The organism is Kitasatospora sp. NPDC094028, assembly GCF_049543595.1.
Lineage (GTDB): Bacteria > Actinomycetota > Actinomycetes > Streptomycetales > Streptomycetaceae > Kitasatospora.
Window position 1 is genome coordinate 255,812 of the sequence record NZ_JBMVFA010000006.1, and the last position, 23,971, is coordinate 279,782.

Genomic DNA, 23,971 nt, shown 5'->3' on the forward strand with positions numbered 1-23,971 from the left:
CGGATTCCGGCGGCCGCCTCTTCGCGCGTTCAGCGCCCGGCCGGCTGGGCGCCGGCGCCGAGCCGGCAACTCCCGCTCAGTTCGGCGCCGTTGGCGATCCGGACCGCGTCGCCGAGCTCGATCCGGTCGGCGCCCGCCGCCTTGAGCCGTGCGCCGCCCTCGCCGATCAGCGCGCCGTGCCCGACGCCGATCAGCCCGCCGCCGGTCGCGGTGATCCGGGCGCCGCCGAACAGGACGGCCCCGGGCCCGAGTTCGCACCGGCTGCGGGCGTCGCACTCGATCACCGCGCCGGGGTACAGCACGGTCTCCGGGCCGAGCCGCACCCGGGTCGAGACCAGCACCGAGAACGGGTCGAGCACCGTGACGCCGTGCTCGGTGAGCGCCATCAGTTCGCCGGGGGTGCGGAGGCCGTGCTCCCGCCGGACGCCGTCCAGCCGCTGCCAGAACTCGCTCTCGATCATGATCGTCGGATCATACTCACGGCCATCTGCCGTGCGGCAGAATCGGGGCACGACGAGCGCCAACACCCCGGAGGAGAAGCGTGATCGGCAAGCTGCAGTGCCTGGTGATCGACTGCCCCGAGCCGGCCGCGCTCGCCCGGTTCTACGCCGCCCTGCTCGGCGGCGAGGTCGACCGTCCGGACCGGAACTGGTCGCTCGACGAGAACTGGTCCACCCTGCACCTCGACGACGGCACGGTGCTCGGCTTCCAGCGCGTCGCCGACTACCGGCCGCCGCGCTGGCCGTCCGCCGAGCACCCCCAGCAGGCGCATCTGGACGTCGACGTCACGGACCTCGACGGCGCCGAGCGCGCGGTGCTCGCGATCGGCGCCGTCCGGCTGCGCGAAGCGGCCGGCTGGCGGGTCTACGCGGACCCGGCCGGCCACCCGTTCTGCCTGATCGGGAAGTGACCCGCGGTCGGGAGCCGGCCCCTGCCCGTCAGCCCCGGCGGATCTCCATCTCGATCTCCCGGTGGGTGTCGTCGCCGGGGACGGGCCCCGACGCGCCGGTGGCCTTGAACCCGGCCCGGGCGTACATCGCCGCGGCGCGGGCGTTGTCCTCGTGGACGTACAGCCGCAGCCGCTCGACCACGGGCTCGGTGAGCGACCAGGACCACTCGGCCGCCGCCCGGGCGAGGTCGTGGGCCAGGCCGGTGCCGCGCGCCTCGGGCCGGACGAAGACGCCGACGAGGTGCGTCTGCGGGGCCACGATGACGTCGCCCTCCAGGGCGCCCTGCCCGCCGGGCAGCTCGACCAGCACGGTCATCGAGCCGAGCCAGCGCCCGTCCTCGGCCTCCGCGACGAGCTGGCACACGGAGCCGCCCTCGGCGGCGTTCGCGGCGCGCTCCTGCCAGAACCTGTCGGGCTTGGCGGCGGCCTGTTCGTGCGTCTCCAGGAAGGCGATGGACGCGACCGGGTCGAGCAGGGCGTCCAGCCGCAGCTGCTTGACCTGCGGCCATTCCTCGCGGCGCACGCGCCTGATGGTGATGTTCATCGGACGATGATTCCATCGCCGCAGGTGGGAGCCGCAAGCGGATTTCCGCGGCGTCGGCGGCAGTTGGCCGGGGGCGTCAGCGGCCGCCCGCGGCCGCGATCAGGAGATCCGCGACCGGGTCAGTCCAGGACGATCCGGTCGCCGAGCCGCAGCCGGCCCGGCGCGGCGACCTCGGCGAGCGCGTCCAGCCGGCCGTCGTGGGCGTGCACGATCGCCTTCAGGATCTCCGGGGCGTGCGGCAGTCCGGGCTGCGGGGCGCCCGTCATCACGCAGCGCTCGCTGGAGTCGACGAAGGCCAGCCGGGCGCTGCCGGGGGCCTCGCCGCGGGCCTGGCGCCCGAACCACTCGTCCTCGACGAACGGCGGGGTGCCGGGCGGGGTGCGCAGCACGATGTTCGGACGGAACCGCCGCTCGTCCACGACGGTCAGCGGGACGGCCTCGCGCACCCAGTCCAGGGTGGCGGTGGTGACCACGCTGACCGGCAGCCGGTCGAAGTGCGGGACGCCGTCCTCGCGGGCGAGTTCGACGTCCTCGCGCAGGAGGTAGGCGCGCAGGAAGGCGGTCGGGTCGGCGACCGGGCGGCCGAGCGGGTCGAACAGCTCGGGGCCGTCGATCCGGCGGCCGAGCCGGGCGGAGAGCCGGAGCAGGCCGTCCATCCGGCGCAGGCGCCGGGTGTTCTTGCCGGAGCCGAGCCGGCCGGCCGCGTCGCGGACGGCGTAGAGGCGGTCGCCGGCCAGGCCGCGCACGTCCACCTCGACGGAGTCGAGCCGCTCGCCGCCGGTGGATTTCACGGGGTAGCGCCAGAGTCGCTCGATCACTCCGATGATCTCAGCCATGGCGGGAAAGCGTAGCGGCGGCGCCGGGGGATGGTCTAGACCAAGTCCGGTGCGCCCGGACGTCGGTGAGCCCCGGGGAGCCGCCGCGCGCCTCGCGCTCGGCCGCGCTCAGCCCAGCCGGGCCACCGCCCGCACCGGCGCGCCGTCCGCCGCGACCAGCCGCAGCGGGAACAGCGAGACCTCCACCGGCCGCCCGGCCTCCTGCGCCTCCAGCAGCAGCCGCAGGTCCGTCAGGTTCTCGGCGATCACCCCGCCGCCGTCCGCCCCCAGCAGCACCCGGTGCGCCGCCAGGGTCGGCTCGTCGGCGGCCGCGCCCTGGTCGTGCTCGTCGGTGAGGTCGGCGAGCAGCGCGGCCACCGCCGGGTCGCCCGGGCCCGGGTCCGGGGTCGGGTCGACGCTGAGCGCGTCCACGCCGACCGTCCGCACCCCGGCGGCCACGATCGCCTCGGCGGCGGCCGGGGTCAGGCTGGGGTGGGCGAGGTACGCGTCGGTGCCCCAGTGCCGGGCCCAGCCGGTGGCCAGCAGCAGCACGTCGCCGGCGCCGCAGCGCTCCAGCGCGGGCGCCAGCAGGTCGGGGGTGACGGCCGTCCGGGGGGCCAGTCCACGCAGGTCGGCCACCACGGCCGGGCCGGTGAACCGCTCCAGCGGCAGCCCGTCCAGGGTCGGCCAGGTGACGTCCACGTGGTAGGGCGCGTCCACGTGCGTTCCGGACTGCGAGCCCAGGTGCAGGGCCAGCACGTTCACCCCTGCGGTGGCGGTGGTGAGCGCCGGCTCCAGCAGGACGGACGGGTCGCCGGGGTAGACCGGCATCGCGGTGGTCACCTGGTGGGTGAGGTCGACGAGGGTCGCTGCCATGGCCCCATCCTCCCAGGGGCGGCCCGGCCGCGGACCCCTTCGCGCACCCCCGGCACCAGCCTTCACACACCCCACGCCCCCCGGAGACCGGCGCGCCACCCCGGCCCCACCGGCCGGCGCGGCCGGTGGGGCCGGATGGGCGCACGGGGTGAAGCCGGATACAAATGCCCCATGGGAACTGCGAAGCGTCAACCGTGGGTGGTCGGGGTCTCGGGCGCGTCGGGGACGCCGTACGCCGCCTCCGTGATCCGGGCGCTGCTGGCCGCCGGCGAGGCGGTGGACCTGATCGTCAGCCGCGCCGCGCGGCTGACCATCCTCGACGAGACCGGCATCTCCTTCCGCGACGCCCACTGGCGCGCCGACCTCGCCGCCTGGCTGGCCGTCGACGAGGACGCCCTCGCCGACGTCCGCTACTGGTCCGCCGGGGACTTCGCGGCCGGACCGTCCAGCGGCTCGTACCCGGCCAAGGGCATGCTGGTGGTGCCGGCGACCACCGGCGCGGTGGCCGGGATCGCCCTCGGCCTGAGCAAGGACCTGCTGCAGCGGGTGGCCAGCGTCACCCTCAAGGAGCGCCGCCCGCTCGTCGTGTGCGTGCGCGAGACGCCACTCAACGGGGTGACGTTGAAGCACCTGGTGGAACTCGACGCGCAGGGCGCCGTGGTGCTCCCCGCCTCGCCCGGTTTCTACGCCGGCGGCTCCACCGTGCGCGAACTCGTCGATTTCGTGGCCGGCCGGGTGCTGGACGCGGTCGGCGTGCCGCATTCCCTGTACCTGCGCTGGGAAGGGGAGTTGGGAGCGGCGGCCCGGCGATCCGGCGGCGCGGACGGCGCACCGGCTGAGGGGGAGTAAGGCGACCGGGCGCGGGAGAGTATCTTCTCTGCGATATCCGGGTCGTTCAGCGCGCAGCGCCTTCGAATCCGGATAATGATCTGTGGGTCTGGTGAGGTTCGGAAGGACGCGGACGGTATATGGACACGGTGGACAGACAGCTCATCCAGGCGCTCCGGGAGAACGGCCGCGCGTCCTACGCCGAGCTGGGCCGGTTGGTCGGCCTCTCCGGACCGAGCGTCACGGACCGCATCAACCGGCTGGAGCAGGCCGGTGTGATCACCGGCTACCGGGCGACGGTCAACCCGGCCTCGCTCGGCTTCGGCGTGACGGCCCTGATCGGCCTCCAGCTCACCGACGCCGCCGACCACGACGACGTCGGGTTCCGGCTGAAGGACCTCAACGAGGTCGAGGACTGCTGGTTCATCGCCGGCGACGACTCCTACATGCTCAAGGTCCGGGTGGCCGACGTGGCCGGCCTGGAGTCGGTGGTGAAGCGGATCTCGGGCACAAAGGGTGTGGCCCGCACCCGCACCACCGTCGTACTCTCCACCAAGTGGGAGAACCGGGTGAGTGAACTCCCCCCCGTAGGAGAGTGACGCGATGGCACTGGTCGGTCTGGAGGAGCTGCGCGCCGCCCGCCAGCGGATCGCGGGCGTGGTCGTCCGCACCCCGCTGGTCCCCGCCCCCTGGGCGGAGGAGGGCGAGCGCCGGCTCTGGCTGAAGCCGGAGAACCTCCAGCCGACCGGCGCCTTCAAAACCCGCGGCGCGTACAACCGGCTGGCCGCGCTGACGGCTGACGAGCGTGCGCGCGGCGTGGTCGCCCAGTCCAGCGGCAACCACGCGCAGGCGGTGGCGTACGCGGCGCGGCTGCTCGGCGTGAAGGCCGTGATCGTGATGCCGGACACCTCGCCGGCCGTCAAGGTCGAGGCCACCCGCTCGTTCGGCGCCGAGGTGGTGCTGGTCGCGCCCGGGGAGCGGGACGCCCTGCCCGCCGAGCTGGCCGAGCGGCACGGCTACGTCTGGGTGCCGCCGTACGACGACCCGTTCATCATCGCGGGCCAGGGCACGGTCGGCCTGGAGATCGCCGAGGACGCCCCGGCCGAGCTGGACACCGTCCTGGTGCCGGTCAGCGGCGGCGGGCTGATCGGCGGCACGGCGGCCGCGCTCAAGCTCACCCGCCCGGGCATCCGGGTGATCGGCGTGGAGCCCGAGCTGGCCGCCGACGCGCAGGCGAGCCTGCGCTCCGGCCGCCGGGTGGAGTGGCCGGTGGCCGACACCTACCGGACCATCGCGGACGGGCTGCGCACCCCCTCGGTCGGCGCGCTGCCCTACGAGCACATCACCACCTACGTGGACGACATCGTCACCGTCACCGAGGACGAGATCCGCACCACCGTCGCCCTGCTGGCCCGGCGCGGCCGGCTGGTCGCCGAGCCGTCCGGCGCGGTCGCCCCGGCGGCCTACTTCCACCGGGCCGCCGAGACCGGCGGACAGGCCGTCGCCGCCGTGGTGAGCGGCGGCAACATCGACCCGGCCCTGCTCACGGAGCTGCTCAGCTCCTAGGGCCCGTCTTCAAACCCCCGCAGGCGGGGGTTTGAAGACGGGCCCTCTAGGGCCACGCCCTCGCGGGAGCGCCGTGTGCATAGGCGTACGCTCGTCTCCGGCAAGGATTCGAAAGTCGGAGGAGGCGGGTCACCGCATGGACGCAGGGCTCAAGCGCGAGCTGGAGGCGAAGGTCTACGCGGGTGAGCGGCTGACCCGCGAGGACGGGATCGCACTCTACGAGAGCGACGACCTGGCCTGGCTGGGCGGCCTCGCCCACCACGTGCGGACGCGGAAGAACGGCGACGTCGTCCACTTCAACGTCAACCGCCACCTCAACATGACCAACGTGTGCAACGCGTCCTGCGCGTACTGCTCGTTCCAGCGCAAGCCGGGCGAGAAGGACGCCTACACGATGCGCATCGAGGAGGCCGTCCGCCTCGCCAAGGCGATGGAGAGCGAGTCCCTCACCGAGCTGCACATCGTCAACGGCCTGCACCCGACCCTGCCCTGGCGCTACTACCCGCGCTCGCTGCGCGAGCTGAAGGCCGCCCTGCCGAACGTCTCGCTGAAGGCCTTCACCGCCACCGAGATCCACTGGTTCGAGAAGATCAGCGGCCTGTCCGCCGACGAGATCCTCGACGAGCTGATCGACGCCGGCCTGGAGTCGCTGACCGGTGGCGGCGCGGAGATCTTCGACTGGGAGGTCCGCCAGCACATCGTCGACCACGACACCCACTGGGAGGACTGGTCGCGGATCCACCGCCTGGCGCACTCCAAGGGCCTCAAGACGCCCTGCACCATGCTGTACGGCCACATCGAGGAGCCCCGCCACCGGGTCGACCACGTGCTGCGGCTGCGCGAGCTGCAGGACGAGACCGGCGGCTTCCAGGTCTTCATCCCGCTGCGCTACCAGCACGACTTCCACGACTCCAAGGACGGCGTCGTGCGCAACAAGCTGATGGACCGCACCGAGATGGCCACCGGCGCCGAGGCGCTGAAGACCTTCGCGGTCTCCCGGCTGCTCTTCGACAACGTCCCGCACGTCAAGGTCTTCTGGGTGATGCACGGCGTCGCCACCGCCCAGCTGGCGCTCAGCCACGGCGCGGACGACATGGACGGCTCGGTGGTCGAGTACAAGATCACCCACGACGCGGACAACTTCGGCACGCCGAACAAGCTCGGCCGCGACGACCTGCTCGGCCTGATCCGCGACGCCGGCTTCCGCCCGGTCGAGCGCAACACCCGCTACGAGGTCATCCGCGAGTACGACGGCCCGGACCTTCTGCGCCGCGAGACCCCGCAGGCGATGCGCCTCTGACTCCGGCACTCCTCCCAACCCCGTCGCCCGGGCCGGCACTCGGCCCGGGCGGCAGTGTCTTCACTGCCTCCGCACGCGACCCGGGTTTACCAACGGGTACGGCATTTGGCAGGATCGAGGACATGTCCGGTTCCCATCGCGCCACCACGTACCCGCCGTACGAGCCGATACCGGAGCCGGTGTACGAGGTGCCGCAGCAGTCGTACGACCCGCCGTACCAGGCGCAGTACGGCGGCTACGAGGGCTACGAGGCCCCCCAGACGTACCAGCAGCCGATGATCCAGCAGGAGTGGTACGGCGACTACCAGCAGGCCCCGCAGGCCGCTGACGGGTACTACGGGACCCACGACGCCGGCGGCTACGACCAGCCGTTCCAGCCGTACCCGGCCGAGGCCGAGCCGGCCTACCTGTACGAGCCCGAGCCGGCCCCCGTGCCCGAGCCGGCCCCCGAGTCCGTCGAGTTCGCCGAGCCCGTGGCGGTCACCGGATCCGTCGAGCCGGCCGCCCCCGCGGGCTCCCGCGCCGCCGCCCGGGGCCGCCGCCGCAAGGCGAAGCAGAAGCGCCACGGCAAGGCCATGATGGCCGGCACCGCGCTGCTGGTCGCGGCCGCCGCCGGCTGGTACACCGTCGGCCAGGACGACGCCCGCCCCGCGCTCACCGCCGCGGACGGCCCCGGCCCGGACGCAAGCCGCCCCGACCAGCCCACCCCGGCGCCCGCCGCCGTGCAGGCCGCCGCCGACCGGCAGGCCCAGCCCGCGGCCGCCGCCCGCGGCGAGGCCCGGGCGGACGCCTCGGTGGCCGCGATACCCGGTCTCGGCCCGAGCTTCACCGCGAAGATCCCGGCCGAGACCACCCAGGTGCTGGTCGCCTCCGGCCAGGACAAGAACACCGACAAGAACACCGTCGTCCTGTGGACCCGCACCCCCGAGGGCCGCTGGCTGGCCGGGGAGACCTGGCAGGGCCACAACGGCAAGAACGGCTGGACGGCCGACCACAACCAGAACGACCTGCGCAGCCCGATCGGCGTCTTCTCGCTCACCGACGCGGGTGGCCGCAAGGACAACCCGGGCAGCAAGCTCCCGTACGACAAGGACCCGAGCTTCGTGGTCTCCGGGACGGGCTTCTTCGGCGACCAGCTGGCCGGCTCCTTCGACTACGTGGTCGCGATCAACTACAACCGGGTCGCCGGCAGCTCCCCGCTCGACATGCGCCGCCCGATGGGTGCCGGGAAGGGCGGCGGGATCTGGCTGCACGTCGACCACGACGGCCCCACCCACGGCTGCGTGTCGATACCCGAGGACAAGATGGCCCAGCTCATCCGTACCCTGGACCCGGCCGCGCACCCGGTCGTGGTGATGGGCGACGCGGCCGCGCTGGCCGCCTGACCGGGGCGGACGGGCCGTCCGGGGCGACCGGGGCGGCCGGGGCGGCCGGGGAGGCCGCGCGCCGCAAGGCCCTTGTGGGTCTCCTACAGTTCGGGGCCGACGATCCTGTGCCGGTCACGCCCATCTGACCAGCGGGTAACCGGGTTCCATGGCGGTATGAGCGGTTCTCGCATTGTGGCACTGGGGCACTACCAGCCCGCCAAGGTCCTGACCAACGACGACCTGGCGGCGCTCGTCGACACCGACGACGAATGGATCCGCACCCGGGTCGGGATCCGGTCCCGGCACATCGCCGAGGAAGAGACCCTGGTCGACCTCGCCACCGAGGCCGCGCAGAAGGCGCTCGCGCGCAGCGGCCGCACCGCCGCGGAGATCGACCTCGTCGTGGTCGCCACCTGCACCGCGATCGAGCGCAGCCCCAACACCGCCGCCGCCGTGGCCGCCCGGCTGGGCGTGCGCTCGCCGGCCGCGTACGACATCAACACCGTCTGCTCCGGCTTCTCCTACGCGCTGGCGACCGCCGACCACGCGATCCGGGCCGGTGCGGCGAGCCGCGCCCTGGTGATCGGCGCCGAGCGGATGACCGACACGCTCGACTGGACCGACCGCTCCACCTGCGTGATCTTCGGCGACGGCGCCGGTGCCGCGGTGGTCGAGGCCCAGGAGGATGGCGCCGAGCCCGGCATCGGGCCGGTGGTCTGGGGCTCCGAGCCGGAGCGGGGCGACGCCGTGGTCATCACCGGCTGGGACCCGGTGATCAGCCAGCAGGGCCAGTCGGTGTTCCGCTGGGCCACCACCCAGCTCGCCCCGCTCGCCCGGCAGGCCTGCGAGCGGGCCGGGATCGACCCGTCCGAGCTGAAGGGCTTCGTCCCGCACCAGGCCAACCTGCGGATCATCGACGCGATCGCCGGGAAGCTGGGCCTCGGCGATGCCGTGGTGGCCCGGGACGTGGTCGACTCCGGCAACACCTCGGCCGCCTCCATCCCGCTCGCCTTCTCCAAGCTGGTCGAGCGCGGGGAGCTCTCCCCGGGCGACCCGGTGCTGCTCTTCGGCTTCGGCGGCGGCCTCGCCTACGCCGGGCAGGTCGTCCGCTGCCCGTAGCGCCCCAGGAGGCCGGAAACAGCGCCCAGGACCGAAGAATGCCGGTGGGCGGGCACCCCGTGTGAAGGGTGCCCGCCCACCGGCATGTCGGGCGCGCGTGCGGTACGTCGGCGGACCTCCCCCGAGGACACGGCCGCCGTCCGTCGTTCCCCGGACAGGAGGCCGGGGCTGCGCGCGGAGCGGATGGTGGATCGAACGGATGGTCTACTTGGGCGCCTTCTTGCCGGTGACGCCCAGGTACACCAGGGGAGCGAGATTGGGCTTGAGGTCCTTGACCTTGACGCCCCAGGAGGTGAAGGCCTTCTGGTGCTCGGCCGCCGAGGCGAGCAGCGAGACCAGGGCCCCGGCGACGGCGTTCGGGTCGAGCGACTTGTCGGCCTGACCCTTCGCCTGGAGTTCCTTGACGGCCTCCGCGAGCGGCTTGGCGACCGCGTTGAGGACGGTCATGCGGATCTTGAAGAACCGCTTGTCCCCTTCGGCTGCACCCAGCGTGACCACGCGGAGAATGGCGTCGTTCTTGCGCCAGAAGGCGAGGAATCCGTCGACCAGTTCTTCCGAAGTGGTCGGGCCGGACTTCCCTGCCCAGGACTTTCCGGCCACCAGCTCTTTGAGGGTGTCGGCGTCCTTGGCCATTTCCTCGGCGATTTCGAGGACAGCGCCCTCGACATCCGGGAAGTACTGGTAGAAGGTCGCGGGGGAGGTACCCGCCATACGGGCGACGTCGATGACCTTGACGTCCCGATAGGGCGACGTGCTGAGCATCTCGCGGAGGCAGTCGAGCAGCTTCTGCCGCGTCTCCTGTCCGCGTCGCCCGGCGACGCGACCGTCGACGGTGCGAACTTGTCCTGTCATGCCGTCAGCTTACCGTGGCACGATCTTGGCGCGATTCGGTGATGCGACTATTACTCCGCACGGGGGTTGCTATAGCGCCATGAACCACTTCGGACGGATATTCACCGGACCTCGGCCGTTCCGTTGTAGCCCCCCCGTGTGCTTTTGATTCCACAGCGTGACGGCGAGTCCGCTGAGGGATGGTCGAGTGACAGAGCGTGACGACGCCGGTCGGGACCTGCGGGGGTTTCGTGTGGAGTGTCGGAGCGTCCGGGCGCAAGCGACTTACGGAGCCGGCGTCAGAATCCGGCCTTTCCGTCATCCCTGACCAGGGGGCGTTCGGCGGTGGCCGCCGGGCGGGGGAGGTTGGAGATGCGCCGGGCGGCATTGGAGAATCGGGTCCGGCACCACGCGGCGGGTGCGGACAACGGGGAGGTGGCAGCGGAGTGGACCAGCTGACGGCGCACGATCCGAGGCGGATCGGGCCCTTCGAGGTGCTGGGGCGGCTCGGCGCGGGCGGGATGGGGCTGGTCTACCTGGCACGTTCCGCGGCGGGGCGGCGGGTGGCCATCAAGACCGTCCGGGGGGAACTGGCCGAGGACGAGCTGTTCCGGGTCCGCTTCGCGCGGGAGATCGCGGCGGCCAAGACGGTCGGCGGCTTCTACACGGCGGCCGTGGTGGACGCCGACGCGGACGCCCGGGTGCCCTGGCTGGCCACCGCCTACATCCCGGCGCCCTCCCTGGAGGACCTGGTCGAGGAGTGCGGCCCACTGCCCGCCGGCGCCACCCGCTGGCTGATCGCCGGCATCGCGGAGGCCCTGCAGTCCATCCACGCCGCCGGGCTGGTCCACCGTGACCTCAAGCCCTCCAACGTGCTGGTGGTCGAGGACGGCCCGAAGGTGATCGACTTCGGCATCGCGGCCGGGGTCTCCAGCACCCGGCTCACCATGACCAACGTCGCGGTCGGCACCCCCGCCTACATGTCCCCCGAGCAGGCCCGGGACAGCCGTGCGGTGCGTGGCGCCAGCGACGTCTTCTCGCTCGGCTCGCTGATGGTCTTCTGCGCCACCGGCCACCCGCCGTACCGGGGCTCCAACCCGGTCGAGACGGTGTTCCAGCTGCTGCGCGAGGAGCCGGACCTGTCCGGCATGCCGCCCGAGCTGATGGACCTGGTCCGCGCCTGCATGCGGCAGGCGCCCGAGCACCGGCCCACCCCGGAGCAGATCCAGGCCGAGCTGGCCCCGCACCTGTTCTCCCGGGACGACGCCTCCGGCGAGGCGGGGGACTGGCTGCCCGCCGACGCGCTGGCGCTGATCGAGCGCAAGCGGCGCCCGATCCGCCCGGCGGCGGCCCAGCCCGCCCCGGCCGGCGTGTCGGGCCACTCGGTCGCGCACCCGCCGCAGCCGCCCCAGCGGCCGCCGGTCCCGCAGGCGCCGGTCCGGCCGCCGCACGCCGGCCCGGAGGACCCGCGCACCCACGCGGGCGTGCGGCACGAGGCCCCGCCGGCCGGCCCGGTGCACACCGTGCCGCCGCCGGCCCACGCCCCGGACCACGAGGCCGCGACCGCGAAGATCCCGTCCAAGAACAAGCACCGGGCGCCCACCGGCGCGGTGCCCGTCGAGGTGCGGCTGTCCGGCGCGTCCGTGCGGATAGGCCCGGGGCCGCGCGCCGAGCACGAGCCGGCCGCCCCGCACACCGCCCCGGCCGAGACCGACTGGGTCCGCCGGACGCCGACCGCGCCCCCCGCCCCGCCGCAGCACCCCGTCCCGGCCGCCCGCTGGCGCCCCTGGCGGTTCCGGATGTCCAACGACGTCTGGGGCACCCCGGTGGTCGCGGACGGCACGCTCTTCGTCTCCAGCTTCGAGGTGCACGCGCTGGACATCGCCTCCGGCGAGCGCCGCTACAAGACCCGGGACGTCGCCTGGGCGCTCGCGGTGGACGCCGGCCGGCTGCACGCCGCGGACGGCCCGCACCTGTACACCGTCGACGTCGCGGACGGCACCGAGCGCTGGCGCACCTCGCTGGACGGGTGGGTCTACTCGCTCTCCGCCGCGGACGGCGTGCTGTGCTGCGGCGTGCGCGGCGGCGGCGTCCAGCTGCGCTCGGCCGCCAACGGCGCCGAGCTGTGGCGTGCGGACGACGCCCAGCAGGACTACGAGAGCCCGCAGTCCGGGCCCGCGCTGGTGTCCGGCGCGCTCTACTACCAGGGGGGCGGGCGGCTGCGCTGCGTCGATCCGCGCGGCGCCGGCCTGCGCTGGTCCTTCCCGGTCGGCGAGGACGTGCCCTCGCACCCGGTCGAGCGCGGCGGCGTGCTCTACGTGACGGCCGGCACCCGGGTGTACGCGCTGGACGCGGCCACCGGCGTCGAGCGCTGGCGCTTCGAGGCCCCGGTGGTGCTCTTCACCCCGCCGACGCTGGACGCGGACGCGCTCTACGTGGCCGACTACCTGGGCACCGTCTACGCGCTGGACGCGGCGACCGGCCTGGACCGCTGGCGCGGGGTCACCGGCAGCCGGCAGGGCGCCGAGCCGGTGGTGGTCGGGGACGGCACGGTGCTGGTCGGCAGCGGCGAGGTGCTGTACGCCTTCGACGCGGCCACCGGCCGGGAGCGCTGGCGCTACACGGCCCGCGGCGAGATCGTCGGCTCCCCGGCGCTCGCGGACGGCCTGGTGCACCTGGGCAGCCGGGACCACTCGCTGCACACCCTGGACCTGGCGAGCGGTCAGCTGCGCTGGGAGCTGGGCACCAAGGGCGAGCTGACCGGCTCGCCGGTGGCGGTCGGCGGGCGGGTCTTCGTCGGCTCCAAGGACCGCTGCGTGTACGCGCTGGACGCCTTCTACGGCACGGCGGTGCCCGCCCGCTGAGCCCGCCGGACCCGCCGGGTCAGGCCTGCTGGGCCTGGCGGGCCTCCGGGTGGTGGTGGCACCAGGCGTCCCACGCGGAGGCGACCATCTCGGCGACGTCGTACCGGGCCCGCCAGCCCAGCTCGCGGCGGATCAGCTCGGCCGAGGCCACCACCCGGGCCGGGTCGCCGGGGCGGCGCGCGATGGTCTCGGGGGTGGTGTCCAGCCCGGTGACCTCGCCGATCAGGGCGAGCATCCCGTGGACGCTCAGGCCCTCGCCGCGGCCGATGTTGAGCACCAGCGCGGTCTCGCCGGGCCGGTCCTCGGTGAGCCGGCGGGCCGCCGCGACGTGGGCGGACGCCACGTCGGAGACGTGGATGTAGTCGCGCACGCAGGTGCCGTCCGGGGTCGGGTAGTCGTCGCCGAAGACCAGCGGCGCGCGGCCGGTGGTGATCCGCTCGAAGACCATCGGGACGAGGTTGAACACCCCGGGGTCGGCCAGCTCGGGCGTGCTGGCCCCGGCCACGTTGAAGTAGCGCAGCGAGATCGTCGAGATGCCGTGCGCCCGCCCCGCCGCGGCGACCAGCCACTCGCCGGCCAGCTTGGTCTCGCCGTACGGGTTCATCGGCGCGCACGGGGTGGTCTCGGTGACGAGGTCGACGTCCGGCATGCCGTAGACGGCGGCGGAGGAGGAGAACAGGAAGCGCCGCACGCCCTCGTCCGCGGCGGCCTCCAGCACGGTCTGCAGGCCGATCATGTTCTGGCGGTAGTACAGGAACGGGTGCTCGACCGACTCGCCGACCTGCTTCTTGGCGGCGAAGTGCAGGATGCCGGTCACGCCGTGCTCGCGGATGGCGGCGGACACCACCGCGCGATCCAGGGTGGAGCCCTTGACCAGGGCGACCTCGGCGGGCAGCCGGGCGGGGTCGCCGGTGCTGAGGTCGTCGAGGACGACGATCCGCTCGCCCGCGTCGACCAGCTGGCGGGCAACGTGCCCGCCGATGTAACCCGCACCGCCAGTGATCAGCCAAGTCATGCGCCGATCCTAGGCCGTCCGTCCTCCGGCCGACGTTTCGGGCGAGTCGGGCCCGCGATTCGGACAAAACGGTGAAATGCTGACAAAGATTTCTGTGCTCGCAGCGTGGTCACGAATCGGAGGCAGCCAGGTGAGCCGCAAGAAGGAACACAACCGCCCCCTTCCGGCCGGCCCGCGCCCGACCGGGCCCAAGGCCTTCCGGCGGGGGCTGCTCGCCCCGGGCGCGCTGGCGGCGGCGGTCGCGCTGGCCCTGGCCGGGTGCAGCAGTTCCTCCTCCTCGTCGTCCTCGTCCTCGCCGTCCTCCGCCCCGCCCGCCGCCACCGCCACCGGTACCGGGCAGGCCTCCTCGGCCCCGGCCGCCCAGCCCGGCGGCGCCAACCAGCTGCAGGACGCCTATCAGCGGGTGATCGCCGACGTGCTGCCCTCGGTGGTGCAGATCACCACCGGCGACAGCCTCGGCTCCGGGATCGTCTACGACGACAAGGGCGACATCGTCACCAACGCGCACGTGGTCGGCACCGCGACCACCTTCACCGTCACCCTGGCCAACAGCACCAAGTCGCTGGACGCCACCCTGGTCGCCAGCTACCCCGACTCCGACCTCGCGGTGATCAGGCTCAGCAGCCCGCCGGGCGGCCTCAAGCCGGCCGTCTTCGGCGACTCGGGCAAGGTCCAGCTCGGCCAGATCACCCTCGCCATGGGCAGCCCGCTCGGGCTCTCCAGCTCCGTCACCCAGGGCATCGTCTCGGCCACCGGCCGGACGGTCTCCGAGCCCCAGGGCGGCGGCTCGCCCGGGGCCACCATCGGCAACATGGTGCAGACCTCGGCCGCGATCAACCCCGGCAACAGCGGCGGCGCGCTGGTCAACCTGGACAGCCAGGTGATCGGCATCAACACCCTCGCCGCGACCGAGCCGGAGAGCAACGGCGCGGCCGCCCCCGGCATCGGCTTCGCCATCCCGGCGTCCACCATCACCAACATCGCCGACCAGCTGATCAAGCAGGGCAAGGTCACCAACTCCGGCCGGGCCGCGCTCGGCGTGGTCGCGCGCAGCAGCTTCAACCAGCAGTTCCAGCCGGCCGGGGCGGTCATCGTCTCGGTCACCCCGGGCGGCGCGGCCGCGGCGGCGGGTCTGCAGGCCGGCGACGTCATCACCAAGCTCGGCGACGCCCCGGTCGACTCGCTGAACGCGCTCACCACCGCGCTCGCCTCGCTCACCCCGGGCAGCAAGGTGACCGTCACCTACACCCGGGACGGCAACAGCCGGACGGCCGACGTCACCCTCGGCACGCTCGCGACGCCCTAGTGCCGGCCCGAAGCTGTGCCGGCCCGAAGCTCCGGTTCGACGCGCCGCCCGGCCACCGTGCAAGGGTTCCGCCGGGCGGTCGCCGGACCGGAAGGGGCGCCGGGAGCCCGTCACCGCTGCGACGGGCACCCGGCGCCCCGTCGTGCCGGCGCCCGGGGTGCGGTCAGCGCTGGGCGGCGCGGGTGCGCCAGGGGAGCTCGACGGTGACCGTGGTCGGGCCGCCCGCCGGGCTCTCCACCAGGAACACGCCGTCCACCGCGCGGATCCGCTCGGCCAGGCCGGCCAGGCCGCTGCCCGGGTAGGGGGCCGCACCGCCCCGGCCGTCGTCCCCGACCAGCAGCATCAGCTGGTCGTCCGAGCGCCAGACCTCCACCGAGGCGGTGCGGGCGCCCGCGTGCTTGGACACGTTGGTCAGCAGCTCGCTGACGGTGAAGTACGCGATGCCCTCGACGGCCGAGTCGGGGCGCTCCGGCTCGCCGTCCGGACCGGTCAGGTCGACGTTCACCCGGACCCCGCCGGGGACGGTGCAGCGGGCCGCGACCGCGGACAGCGCCGCGTCCAGGCCGCGGTCGGTGAGCACCGCCGGGTGGATGCCGCGGGCCAGGTCGCGCAGCTCCTGCAGGGCCAGCTTCACCTCGCCGTGCGCGTTCTCCACCATCTTCGTGGCGGCCGCGACGTCGTCGGGGGTCTCCACCTCGCGCATCCGCTCCTTGGCCATGCCGAGGTCCATGGCCAGCGCCACCAGCCGGGCCTGGGCGCCGTCGTGCAGGTCCCGCTCGATCCGCCGCAGGTCGGCGGCGGCGGTGTCGACCACGGTGCCGCGGTCGTCCTCCAGCTCGCGCACCCGCTCGGCCAGCGCGCCCGGGAAGAGCAGTGCCTCGATCAGGATCCGGTCCACCGCGACCAGGGCGCGGACCACCCACGGCAGCAGCGGGAACAGCGTGACGGTCGACACCAGGGCGAGGACGAAGCAGAGGATGCCCCAGGGCAGCATCAGCACGTGGTAGAGCGCCGAGCGCCAGCTCAGCAGGTCGGTGAGGTGGGCGGTGGTGAAGCCGGCCGTGCCGGGACGGCGCGGCCGCACCGGCTGCGGCTCCCCGATCGTGGAGCCGTACGCCGCCCGGGCCCGGCGGCGGCCGGTCCGGCCCAGGGCGCGGCAGCGGGAGAGGCCGAAGGCCAGCAGCGGCAGGCCGACCACGGTGACCGCCAGGCCGGTGCCGACCGACAGCGTGGTGATCGCGAGGACGAAGCCGGCGATGCCCAGCGGGAGGTTGAGCAGCAGCGTCCCGACCTGTTTCCACATCCGCGCGCCGTACAGCGGGGGCCGCTCCATCCGGGCGTCCTGCTCCCTGATCGCGTCCACGGCACGGCGGTGCGGAGGTGTCATCTGGGTCTACCGTCCCCTCACGGTCGAGCTGCTGGTCGGCCGCCGGTGCCGGCCGCCGGGCCCAAGCTTCTCGAACCGGGGGTGCCGGATGCCATGGGGGTGATACATCTGTACGAGCGGGGGTTATCCCCACCCCCTCCCGTCCCGTGTGTCGCTCCCCGGTGTCCACCGGACGTCTTGCGGGGCGAGCAGGGTTCGGGTGGAGCTCAGGCGTCCCTCTAGACTCACGCATTGGTTAGGACCGTGTAAGCGATCGTCGCGGAACCGCCCCGAGGGGCGGGCCGCGGCCGAGGTGGAGGGCGAAGGCATGGAGGGGCGGCACTCGGCTGCCGTCGCGGCCGACCCGGCGGTCGGCGGCGGCTACTTCGACGCGTACGCCGCGATGGGCCTGCTGGCCGTTGTCGGGGTGCTCTTCGTCGCCGTGGCGTTCACCGCCAACCGGCTGCTGCGACCGGTCGTGTACTCGCCGGAGAAACTCCTCACCTACGAGTGCGGCGTGGACCCGGTCGGGGAGGACTGGGCGCACACCCAGATTCGTTATTACGTATATGCCTTTCTGTACGTGATCTTCGCGGTGGACGCGATCTACCTGTTCCCCTGGGCGACCGTGTTCGCCGCCGCCGGGTACGGCGCCGGGACGCTGATCGAGATGTTCCTCTTCATCGGCTTCCTCGCGGTCGGTCTGCTCTATGCCTGGAAGAAGGGCGTCCTGGAATGGACGTGACGCACAACCACTCGCACGGCGCCGAGGGCGGCCCCGTCCCGCTCGGCCTGCCGGACCCGTCGCACCCCGGCCCCGGCGCCCTGGAGCGCCGCCGGATCGGCCCGCTGGCCCGGCTCGCGCCCGACCCGGTCAAGGTCGTGCTGAACTGGGGCCGCCGCTACAGCCTCTGGTGCTTCAACTTCGGCCTGGCCTGCTGCGCGATCGAGTTCATCGCGTCGTCGATGGCCAAGCACGACTTCATCCGGATGGGTGTCATCCCGTTCGCGCCCGGCCCCCGGCAGGCCGACCTGATGATCGTCTCGGGGACCGTCACCGACAAGATGGCGCCCGCCGTCAAGCGCCTCTACGAGCAGATGCCCGAGCCGAAGTACGTCATCTCCTTCGGCGCCTGCTCCAACTCCGGCGGCCCGTACTGGGACTCGTACTCGGTCACCAAGGGCGTGGACCAGATCGTCCCGGTCGACGTGTACGTGCCCGGCTGCCCGCCCCGGCCGGAGGCGCTGCTCCAGGGCATCCTCAAGCTGCAGGAGAAGATCGCCACCGAGTCCCTGCCCAGCCGCTACGCCGCGCCCGCCGCTGCGCTGCGCCGCCCGCCGGTGGCCGGGCCCCCGTCGACCGAGGGAGTGGTCTCGTGACGTCCGCCGAGCAGTACGCGGCGTCGGTCGGCGAATGGGCGACCGGCGCCGAGGCGTACGGGCTGATCACCGTCGACGTGCCGGCCGAACGCTGGACGGAGGCGCTCACCAACGCCCGCGACGTGCTGGGCCTGGCCTTCTTCGACTGGCTGAGCGCCGTCGACGAGCTCGCCGAGGGCTTCGCCGTGGTCGCCCACCTGGCCGCCGCCGAGGCGCCCGGCGTCCGGCACCTCGCGGTGCGTACCCGGGTGCCGCGCGACGCGGCCGCGCTGCCGACCGCCGTCCCGGTCTACCCGGGCGCGGCCTGGCACGAGCGCGAGACGCACGAGATGTTCGGCATCGACTTCCCCGGGCACCCCTACCTGGCCACCCTGCTGCTGCCGGACGGTTTCGAGGGGCACCCGCTGCGCAAGGAGTTCGTGCTCGCGGCCCGGGTCGCCAAGGACTGGCCGGGCGCCAAGGAGCCCGGCGAGTCGGACCACGGCGGCGGGCCGGCCCGGCGCAAGATGCAGCCGGCCGGCGTGCCGGACCCGAACGAGTGGGGGCCGCTCAAGGGCACCCTGCCGCCGGTCGCCGAGCGGCCCGCGCGCGGTGCGCGGGCGGCGGGCGCGGCCGGGCGGACGCCCCGGGCGGGCGCTGCCGGTGCGGCTGCGGCCGGTGCCGCTGCTGGTGCCGGTGCCGGTGCCGGTGCCGCCGAGGGCGGGCCCGCGGTGCGGGCGGACCGGCCGCGGCGGACGCGGTCGGTCGCGGAGGGTTCGGCGAGCCAGGCGGCCGAGACCCCGGTTGCCGCGCAGACGCCGGCCGCCACCGAGACGCCGGCCGTCGAGGGTGCGCCCGCCGAGGGCGCGCCGGCGGTGCGGGCGGACCGGCCGCGGCGGACCCGGTCGGTGTCGGACGGGTCGGTCAGCCAGGCCGCCGCTGCGGCGGAGCGGCCCGAGCGGCCGGCGCCCGCGCGGACGCGGTCCTCCGACGCGCCCTGGCACAACCCGGTGCCGGCGCGCGCGGAGGAGCCCGCCGAGGGCGGGGCCGCGGAGCCCGAGCCGGCCGCGGAGCGGAAGCCGGATGCGCCGGAGCAGCCGGGCGCGGAGGAGAAGCCGGCCGTGGAGCAGGAGCCGGGCGACGCCCCGGCCGACCCGGCCGACCCGGCCGACCAGGACGGAGACGGCGCGTGAACCTGCTCGACACGGTGCTGCGCTGCGTCGCCACCCTCGTCGTCTTCCTGGTCTTCCCGCTGGTCATCGGCCAGACCGAGCACAAGGTGATGGCGCACATGCAGGGCCGGCTCGGCCCGATGTACGCGGGTGGCTTCCACGGCTGGGCGCAGCTCGTCGCGGACGGCGTGAAGTTCGCCCAGAAGGAGGACATCGTCCCGGCCGGGGCGGACCGCCGGGTCTTCCAGCTGGCGCCCGCCGTCTCGCTGCTGCCGTACCTGTTCGTGCTGCTGGCGATCCCGGTCGGCCCGAACGGCTTCGTCGGGCAGGCGATCGACGCCGGGCTGTTCTTCGTGCTGGCCGTGATGGGCGTGGCCGTGATCGGCAAGCTGATGGCCGGCTGGGCCTCGGCGAACAAGTTCTCGCTGCTCGGCGGCCTGCGGACGGCCGCGCAGCTGATGTCCTACGAGCTGCCGATGGTGCTCGCGGCGGCCTCGGTGGCGATGGCCGCCGGCACCCTCTCGCTGCCCGGGATCCTGGACGCCTGGCAGTGGTACTGGCTACCCTGGCAGATCATCGGCGCGTTCGTCTTCTTCACGGCCGGCCTGGCCGAGCTGCAGCGCCCGCCGTTCGACATGCCGGTCGCCGACTCGGAGATCATCTTCGGCGCGTACACCGAGTACACCGGGCTGCGCTTCGCGTTCTTCCTGCTGTCCGAGTACGCAGGCATCCTGGTGGTGTCGGCGCTGACCGCCGTGCTCTTCCTCGGTGGCTGGCACGGGCCGATGGCGGACCAGCTCGGCTGGCTGTGGATGCTGCTCAAGACGTTCGCGCTGGCCTTCGTGGTGATCTGGCTGCGGGTGACCTACCCCCGGCTGCGCGAGGACCAGCTGATGCGCTTCGCGTGGGTCGCGCTCGTCCCGCTCGCCCTCGTCCAGCTGGCCCTGACCGGCATCATCAAGGTGGCGATCGCATGAGTTTCCCCGGTGTCGGCCTCGCCAAGGGGCTGGCCGTGACGCTGCGGACGATGACCAAGAAGAGCGTCACCGCGCAGTACCCCGACGTGCAGCCGGTGCTGCCGCCGCGCTCGCGCGGCGTCATCGCGCTGCTGGAGGAGAACTGCACGGTCTGCATGCTGTGCGCGCGCGAGTGCCCGGACTGGTGCATCTACATCGACTCCCACAAGGAGACGCTGCCCGCCGCCGATCCGAACGCCCGGGCCCGCACCCGCAACGTGCTGGACCGCTTCGCCATCGACTTCTCGCTCTGCATGTACTGCGGGATCTGCATCGAGGTGTGCCCCTTCGACGCGCTGTTCTGGTCGCCGGAGTTCGAGTACGCCGAGACGGACATCCTCGAACTGACCCACGAGCGGGACAAGCTCCGCGAGTGGATGTGGACCGTGCCGGCGCCGCCGGCGCTGGACCCGGCGGCCGAGGAGCCCAAGGAGATCGCCACCGCGCGCAAGGCGGCGGACAAGCTGGCGGCCGCGGCCGCCGCTGCCGCCGCGGAACCGGAACCGGCGTCCGAGGAGAAGACCGCTTCCCATGAGGAGAGGGGCGACGCATGACCGCCGCTGCCACGCTTCTCGCGGCGACCGGCTCGCTGGAGCCGGCCGCCCGTTCGTTCCTCTCCCCGACCGGGCAGGAGATCGTCTTCCTGCTGGTCGGCGTCGCCGTGCTCGGCTCGGCCGTGGTCGCCGTCACCACCAAGCAGCTGGTGCACGCCGCGCTCTGGCTGGTCGTCGCGCTCGGCGGGCTGGCGGTGGAGTTCCTGCTGCTCACGGCCGAGTTCATCGCCTGGGTGCAGGTGCTGATCTACCTCGGCTCGGTGATCGTGCTGGTGCTGTTCGGGCTGATGCTCACCAAGGCGCCGATCGGGCGCTCGCCGGACGCCGACTCCAAGAACCGCTGGGTGGCCCTGGTGGTCGCGCTGGCCTCGGCCGGAACGCTGGTCACCCTGGTCGTCGACGCCTTCCGGACGGCCTGGATCGACCTCGGCGCCGGCGGCGGCTCGGCCTCCGTCACCGGGGCCAGCCTGTTCCGGCACTGGGTGCTGCCCTTCGAGGCGCTGTCCGTGCTGCTGCTGGCCGCGCTGGTCGGCGCGATCGTGCTGTCGCGCGGGGCCGGGCGGCGGGTGCCGCCGCCCCGGGCGGCCCGGCTGCGCGCCGGACGGCCGGTCGGTTCCAACGGGACCGTCGCCGCGACCACGCCGAAGCCGACCGCACCCGCCGCTCCCGGCTCGGAGGAGAGCTGATGCACCTCGCCTACCCCGCCGTCCTCGCCGCGCTGCTGTTCAGCGTCGGCGTGTACGGCGTGCTCGCCCGGCGCAACGCCGTCCTGGTGCTGATGTCCGTCGAGCTGATGCTCAACGCCGTCAACCTCAACCTGGTCGCCTTCGACGCCTGGCTGCGCGACTCGCTGCACGCCGGGCAGGCGCTCACCCTGTTCACCATCACCGTCGCCGCCGCCGAGATCGGGCTGGGCCTCGCCATCGTCCTGCTGCTGTTCCGGGCCCGGGGCACGGCGGACATCGACCGGGCCACCGCGCTCGGCGACCCGGCCGAGACGCTCGTGCCCGAGGAGGCGCCGGCCGGCGCCGAGGCGCTGAAGGGCCGGGCCGCCGCATGAACCTCGCCCTGCCCGCCCTCGTCCCCGCACTGCCCGTGCTCGGCGCCGCCGCGACCCTGGCCGCCGGCAAGAAGGCGCCCGGACTGGCCCGGCCGCTGGCCATCGTGCCGGTCGCCGCGTCGGCCGTGCTCGCCCTGGTCGTCGCCCTCCAGCTCGGCACCGGCCAGACGCTGGACGCCGCCACCCGGCTCACCCCGACCGGCGGCCCGGACATCTCGCTCGCCGTCCACCTGGACGGCTTCAGCTCGCTGATCTCGGTGCTGGTCGGCGTGGTCGCCACCTGCGTCCAGGTCTACTCGACCGCGTACCTGGCGAAGGACCCGCGCTACCCCTCGTACGCGGCGCTGGTCTCGCTGTTCACCGCGGCGATGTTCCTGGTGGTCTACTCCGGCGACCTGATCGTGCTGCTGGTCGGCTGGGAGGTCATGGGCGTCTGCTCCTACTTCCTGATCGGCCACCACTGGGAGACCGAGGACGCCCGCTCCGCCTCGCTGAAGGCCTTCCTGGTCACCAAGCTCGGCGACGTGCCGTTCCTGTTCGGGATCTTCCTGCTCGGCGCGGACGCCGGCAGCTTCCGGATCACCGACGTGCTGGCCGCCGCGAGCGAGGGGCGGCTCGGCCACCCGACGCTCACCGCGCTGCTGCTGCTCGCCGGCGTGGCCGGCAAGAGCGCGCAGTTCCCGCTGCACACCTGGCTCCCCGACGCGATGGCCGGCCCGACGCCGGTCTCCGCGCTGATCCACGCCGCCACCATGGTCGCGGCCGGCATCTACCTGGTCGCCCGGCTGCTGCCGGTCTTCCTGCAGTCGGGCGCGGCGCTGGTCGTGCTCGCGGTGATGGCCGCCGTGACGATGATCGGCTCGGCGCTGTGCGCGCTCGCCCAGGACGACCTCAAGCGGGTGCTCGCCTACTCGACCGTCGGCCAGCTCGGCTACATGGCCGGCGCGCTGGCCAGCGGCGACCGCGAGGCCTCCGTCTTCCACCTGGTCAGCCACGGCGCGTTCAAGGCGCTGCTGTTCCTGGCCGCCGGTGTGGTCATCCACGCCGCGCACACCAACTCGCTGTCCGCGATGTCCCGCATCCCCGGGCTGCGCAAGCGGGTGCCGCACGCCTACCTGGCGATGGGCATCGGCCTGGTCGCCCTGGCCGGCCTGCCGCTGCCGGCGCCGTTCTCCGGCTTCTTCAGCAAGGAGGCGGTGCTGACCGCCGCCGAGCACGCCGCCAAGGGCGAGGCGCTGACCAACGGGGTCGGTCCGGCCTCGGCGGTGCCGCAGGCCGCCGGGTGGATCGTGCTGATCTCGGCCGCGCTCACCGCGCTGCTCACCGCCGCGTACGCGACCCGGCTGTTCCTGGTCGCGTTCCACAGCCCGGCGGCTCCGGCCGTGGTGGCCCCGGCGGCCGCGGTCGCCGACCACGAGGCCGACGCGCCGTACTCGCCCGAGCCGGACGAAGCCGACCCGGCCACCGCCGAGCCGCGCGCGATGCGCTGGCCGCTCTGGGTGCTGGCCGTGCCGACCATGGGCTTCGGCGTCGCCGGACTGTTCCAGGACGGGCTGCCCGCGCTGCTGGACGGCGGCTCGCTGCGCCCGACCGGCGTCACCGCCGTGACCGGCTCCGGCCTCGCCGTGGTCGGCGTGCTCGCGGCCTACGGCGCCTGGCGCTCGGCCACCGCGCGGCTGGCCACCGGGCGCCCGCTCCGGGCCGCCGCGGGCCGGGTGCCCGAGCAGGCCGGGGCGCCGGCCGCCGAGGTGCTCGTCGCCGACCCCGGGCGCACCCTGCTGGGCCCGCTGTTCGGCCCGGCCCGGCACGGCTTCGGCGTCGACCGGCTGTACCACGCGCTGTTCGTCCGCCCGGTCGCCGCGGCCGCCCGACTGGTCCGCTTCCTCGACCGCGAGGTCGTCGAGGGCTACGTGCAGGGCAGCGGGATCGGCGCCAACCTGCTCGGCCGGGCCGTCCGGCTGGCGCAGACCGGCAACGCGCAGACCTACCTCAGCGCCCTGCTCGCCGGCGTCGTCCTGCTGGCCGTCCTGGTGGCGGTGTAGCCGATGCCGTACCCCCTTCCGC

At 73.9% G+C, this 23,971-nt stretch carries 24 protein-coding genes; 17 read left to right on the forward strand and 7 right to left on the reverse strand.

Features of this window, described 5'->3' with window-relative positions; translation table 11 throughout:
* Positions 1-29: 29 nt before the first annotated feature.
* A complete protein-coding gene (locus ACPC54_RS12940) occupies positions 30-461 on the reverse strand; it encodes an LbetaH domain-containing protein (RefSeq protein ID WP_498964276.1) in 432 nt (143 codons plus the stop codon).
* Positions 462-541: 80 nt separating this feature from the next.
* On the opposite strand from ACPC54_RS12940, the gene ACPC54_RS12945 reads away from it, so the two are divergent.
* Positions 542-910 carry a VOC family protein gene (locus ACPC54_RS12945; protein ID WP_498964278.1) on the forward strand — a complete coding sequence of 123 codons (369 nt, stop codon included), beginning with the start codon at positions 542-544 and terminating at the stop codon, positions 908-910.
* Between the two features lie 28 nt (positions 911-938).
* Here the strand turns inward: ACPC54_RS12945 and ACPC54_RS12950 are convergent, their stop codons facing one another.
* The 3 genes from ACPC54_RS12950 to ACPC54_RS12960 all read right to left on the reverse strand — a co-directional run bounded on the left by ACPC54_RS12950 (position 939) and on the right by ACPC54_RS12960 (position 3,184).
* Positions 939-1,493 (reverse strand): GNAT family N-acetyltransferase, encoded by a 555-nt coding sequence (locus ACPC54_RS12950; protein WP_498964280.1) that lies wholly within the window; start codon positions 1,491-1,493, stop codon positions 939-941.
* 119 nt (positions 1,494-1,612) lie between these two features.
* The gene (locus ACPC54_RS12955; protein WP_498964282.1) at positions 1,613-2,329 is read right to left on the reverse strand and encodes an MOSC domain-containing protein; all 717 of its coding nucleotides are present in this window, start codon (positions 2,327-2,329) and stop codon (positions 1,613-1,615) included.
* Between the two features lie 108 nt (positions 2,330-2,437).
* Positions 2,438-3,184, reverse strand: a complete 747-nt coding sequence (locus ACPC54_RS12960) for a cyclase family protein (protein WP_498964284.1) — start codon at positions 3,182-3,184, stop codon at positions 2,438-2,440.
* A 171-nt stretch (positions 3,185-3,355) separates the two neighbouring features.
* Here ACPC54_RS12960 and ACPC54_RS12965 point away from each other — a divergent pair, with 171 nt between their 5' ends.
* The 6 genes from ACPC54_RS12965 to ACPC54_RS12990 all read left to right on the forward strand — a co-directional run bounded on the left by ACPC54_RS12965 (position 3,356) and on the right by ACPC54_RS12990 (position 9,364).
* A complete protein-coding gene (locus ACPC54_RS12965; protein WP_498964286.1) occupies positions 3,356-4,033 on the forward strand; it encodes a UbiX family flavin prenyltransferase in 678 nt (225 codons plus the stop codon).
* A 119-nt stretch (positions 4,034-4,152) separates the two neighbouring features.
* A complete protein-coding gene (locus ACPC54_RS12970) occupies positions 4,153-4,611 on the forward strand; it encodes an Lrp/AsnC family transcriptional regulator (protein ID WP_045701400.1) in 459 nt (152 codons plus the stop codon).
* A 4-nt stretch (positions 4,612-4,615) separates the two neighbouring features.
* Entirely contained in the window at positions 4,616-5,578 is a 963-nt protein-coding gene (locus ACPC54_RS12975) for a threonine ammonia-lyase (RefSeq protein ID WP_498964289.1), read from the forward strand.
* A gap of 136 nt (positions 5,579-5,714) precedes the next feature.
* A complete protein-coding gene (gene mqnE, locus ACPC54_RS12980) occupies positions 5,715-6,878 on the forward strand; it encodes an aminofutalosine synthase MqnE (protein WP_498964291.1) in 1,164 nt (387 codons plus the stop codon).
* Positions 6,879-7,000: 122 nt separating this feature from the next.
* Positions 7,001-8,263 carry a L,D-transpeptidase family protein gene (locus ACPC54_RS12985; RefSeq protein ID WP_498964293.1) on the forward strand — a complete coding sequence of 421 codons (1,263 nt, stop codon included), beginning with the start codon at positions 7,001-7,003 and terminating at the stop codon, positions 8,261-8,263.
* Positions 8,264-8,419: 156 nt separating this feature from the next.
* A complete protein-coding gene (locus tag ACPC54_RS12990; protein ID WP_498964295.1) occupies positions 8,420-9,364 on the forward strand; it encodes a beta-ketoacyl-ACP synthase III in 945 nt (314 codons plus the stop codon).
* A gap of 204 nt (positions 9,365-9,568) precedes the next feature.
* Here the strand turns inward: ACPC54_RS12990 and ACPC54_RS12995 are convergent, their stop codons facing one another.
* The gene (locus ACPC54_RS12995) at positions 9,569-10,216 is read right to left on the reverse strand and encodes a TetR family transcriptional regulator (protein ID WP_031063307.1); all 648 of its coding nucleotides are present in this window, start codon (positions 10,214-10,216) and stop codon (positions 9,569-9,571) included.
* Between the two features lie 425 nt (positions 10,217-10,641).
* On the opposite strand from ACPC54_RS12995, the gene ACPC54_RS13000 reads away from it, so the two are divergent.
* Positions 10,642-13,059 carry an outer membrane protein assembly factor BamB family protein gene (locus ACPC54_RS13000; protein ID WP_498964297.1) on the forward strand — a complete coding sequence of 806 codons (2,418 nt, stop codon included), beginning with the start codon at positions 10,642-10,644 and terminating at the stop codon, positions 13,057-13,059.
* Positions 13,060-13,078: 19 nt separating this feature from the next.
* Here the strand turns inward: ACPC54_RS13000 and galE are convergent, their stop codons facing one another.
* Positions 13,079-14,074 carry a UDP-glucose 4-epimerase GalE gene (gene galE / locus ACPC54_RS13005; protein ID WP_498964299.1) on the reverse strand — a complete coding sequence of 332 codons (996 nt, stop codon included), beginning with the start codon at positions 14,072-14,074 and terminating at the stop codon, positions 13,079-13,081.
* A 208-nt stretch (positions 14,075-14,282) separates the two neighbouring features.
* On the opposite strand from galE, the gene ACPC54_RS13010 reads away from it, so the two are divergent.
* Positions 14,283-15,380, forward strand: coding sequence for a S1C family serine protease (locus ACPC54_RS13010; RefSeq protein ID WP_498964458.1), 1,098 nt, complete (start codon positions 14,283-14,285; stop codon positions 15,378-15,380).
* A 163-nt stretch (positions 15,381-15,543) separates the two neighbouring features.
* Here the strand turns inward: ACPC54_RS13010 and ACPC54_RS13015 are convergent, their stop codons facing one another.
* Positions 15,544-16,713 carry a sensor histidine kinase gene (locus ACPC54_RS13015; protein ID WP_498964460.1) on the reverse strand — a complete coding sequence of 390 codons (1,170 nt, stop codon included), beginning with the start codon at positions 16,711-16,713 and terminating at the stop codon, positions 15,544-15,546.
* A gap of 361 nt (positions 16,714-17,074) precedes the next feature.
* On the opposite strand from ACPC54_RS13015, the gene ACPC54_RS13020 reads away from it, so the two are divergent.
* From ACPC54_RS13020 to ACPC54_RS13055, 8 genes are read left to right on the forward strand one after another with little or no spacing between them, the layout of a single operon-like run.
* Positions 17,075-17,491, forward strand: coding sequence for an NADH-quinone oxidoreductase subunit A (locus ACPC54_RS13020; RefSeq protein WP_498964301.1), 417 nt, complete (start codon positions 17,075-17,077; stop codon positions 17,489-17,491).
* A complete protein-coding gene (locus ACPC54_RS13025; RefSeq protein ID WP_498964303.1) occupies positions 17,482-18,126 on the forward strand; it encodes an NADH-quinone oxidoreductase subunit B in 645 nt (214 codons plus the stop codon). Before ACPC54_RS13020 ends, ACPC54_RS13025 begins: the two co-directional genes overlap by 10 nt.
* Positions 18,123-19,298: an NADH-quinone oxidoreductase subunit C gene (locus ACPC54_RS13030; RefSeq protein WP_498964305.1), complete on the forward strand. Its 1,176-nt coding sequence runs from the start codon at positions 18,123-18,125 to the stop codon at positions 19,296-19,298. The genes ACPC54_RS13025 and ACPC54_RS13030 overlap by 4 nt, the downstream gene beginning before the upstream one ends.
* Complete coding sequence (locus ACPC54_RS13035; protein WP_498964307.1) at positions 19,295-20,254, forward strand: complex I subunit 1/NuoH family protein; 960 nt, start codon at positions 19,295-19,297, stop codon at positions 20,252-20,254. Before ACPC54_RS13030 ends, ACPC54_RS13035 begins: the two co-directional genes overlap by 4 nt.
* A complete protein-coding gene (locus tag ACPC54_RS13040) occupies positions 20,251-20,847 on the forward strand; it encodes a NuoI/complex I 23 kDa subunit family protein (protein ID WP_498964309.1) in 597 nt (198 codons plus the stop codon). The genes ACPC54_RS13035 and ACPC54_RS13040 overlap by 4 nt, the downstream gene beginning before the upstream one ends.
* Positions 20,844-21,533: an NADH-quinone oxidoreductase subunit J family protein gene (locus ACPC54_RS13045; RefSeq protein ID WP_498964311.1), complete on the forward strand. Its 690-nt coding sequence runs from the start codon at positions 20,844-20,846 to the stop codon at positions 21,531-21,533. The genes ACPC54_RS13040 and ACPC54_RS13045 overlap by 4 nt, the downstream gene beginning before the upstream one ends.
* Positions 21,533-21,907, forward strand: a complete 375-nt coding sequence (gene nuoK / locus ACPC54_RS13050; protein ID WP_498964313.1) for an NADH-quinone oxidoreductase subunit NuoK — start codon at positions 21,533-21,535, stop codon at positions 21,905-21,907. The genes ACPC54_RS13045 and nuoK overlap by 1 nt, the downstream gene beginning before the upstream one ends.
* On the forward strand, positions 21,904-23,949 hold the full coding sequence (locus ACPC54_RS13055) for an NADH-quinone oxidoreductase subunit 5 family protein (RefSeq protein WP_498964315.1): 2,046 nt from the start codon (positions 21,904-21,906) through the stop codon (positions 23,947-23,949). The genes nuoK and ACPC54_RS13055 overlap by 4 nt, the downstream gene beginning before the upstream one ends.
* Positions 23,950-23,971 lie beyond the last annotated feature (22 nt).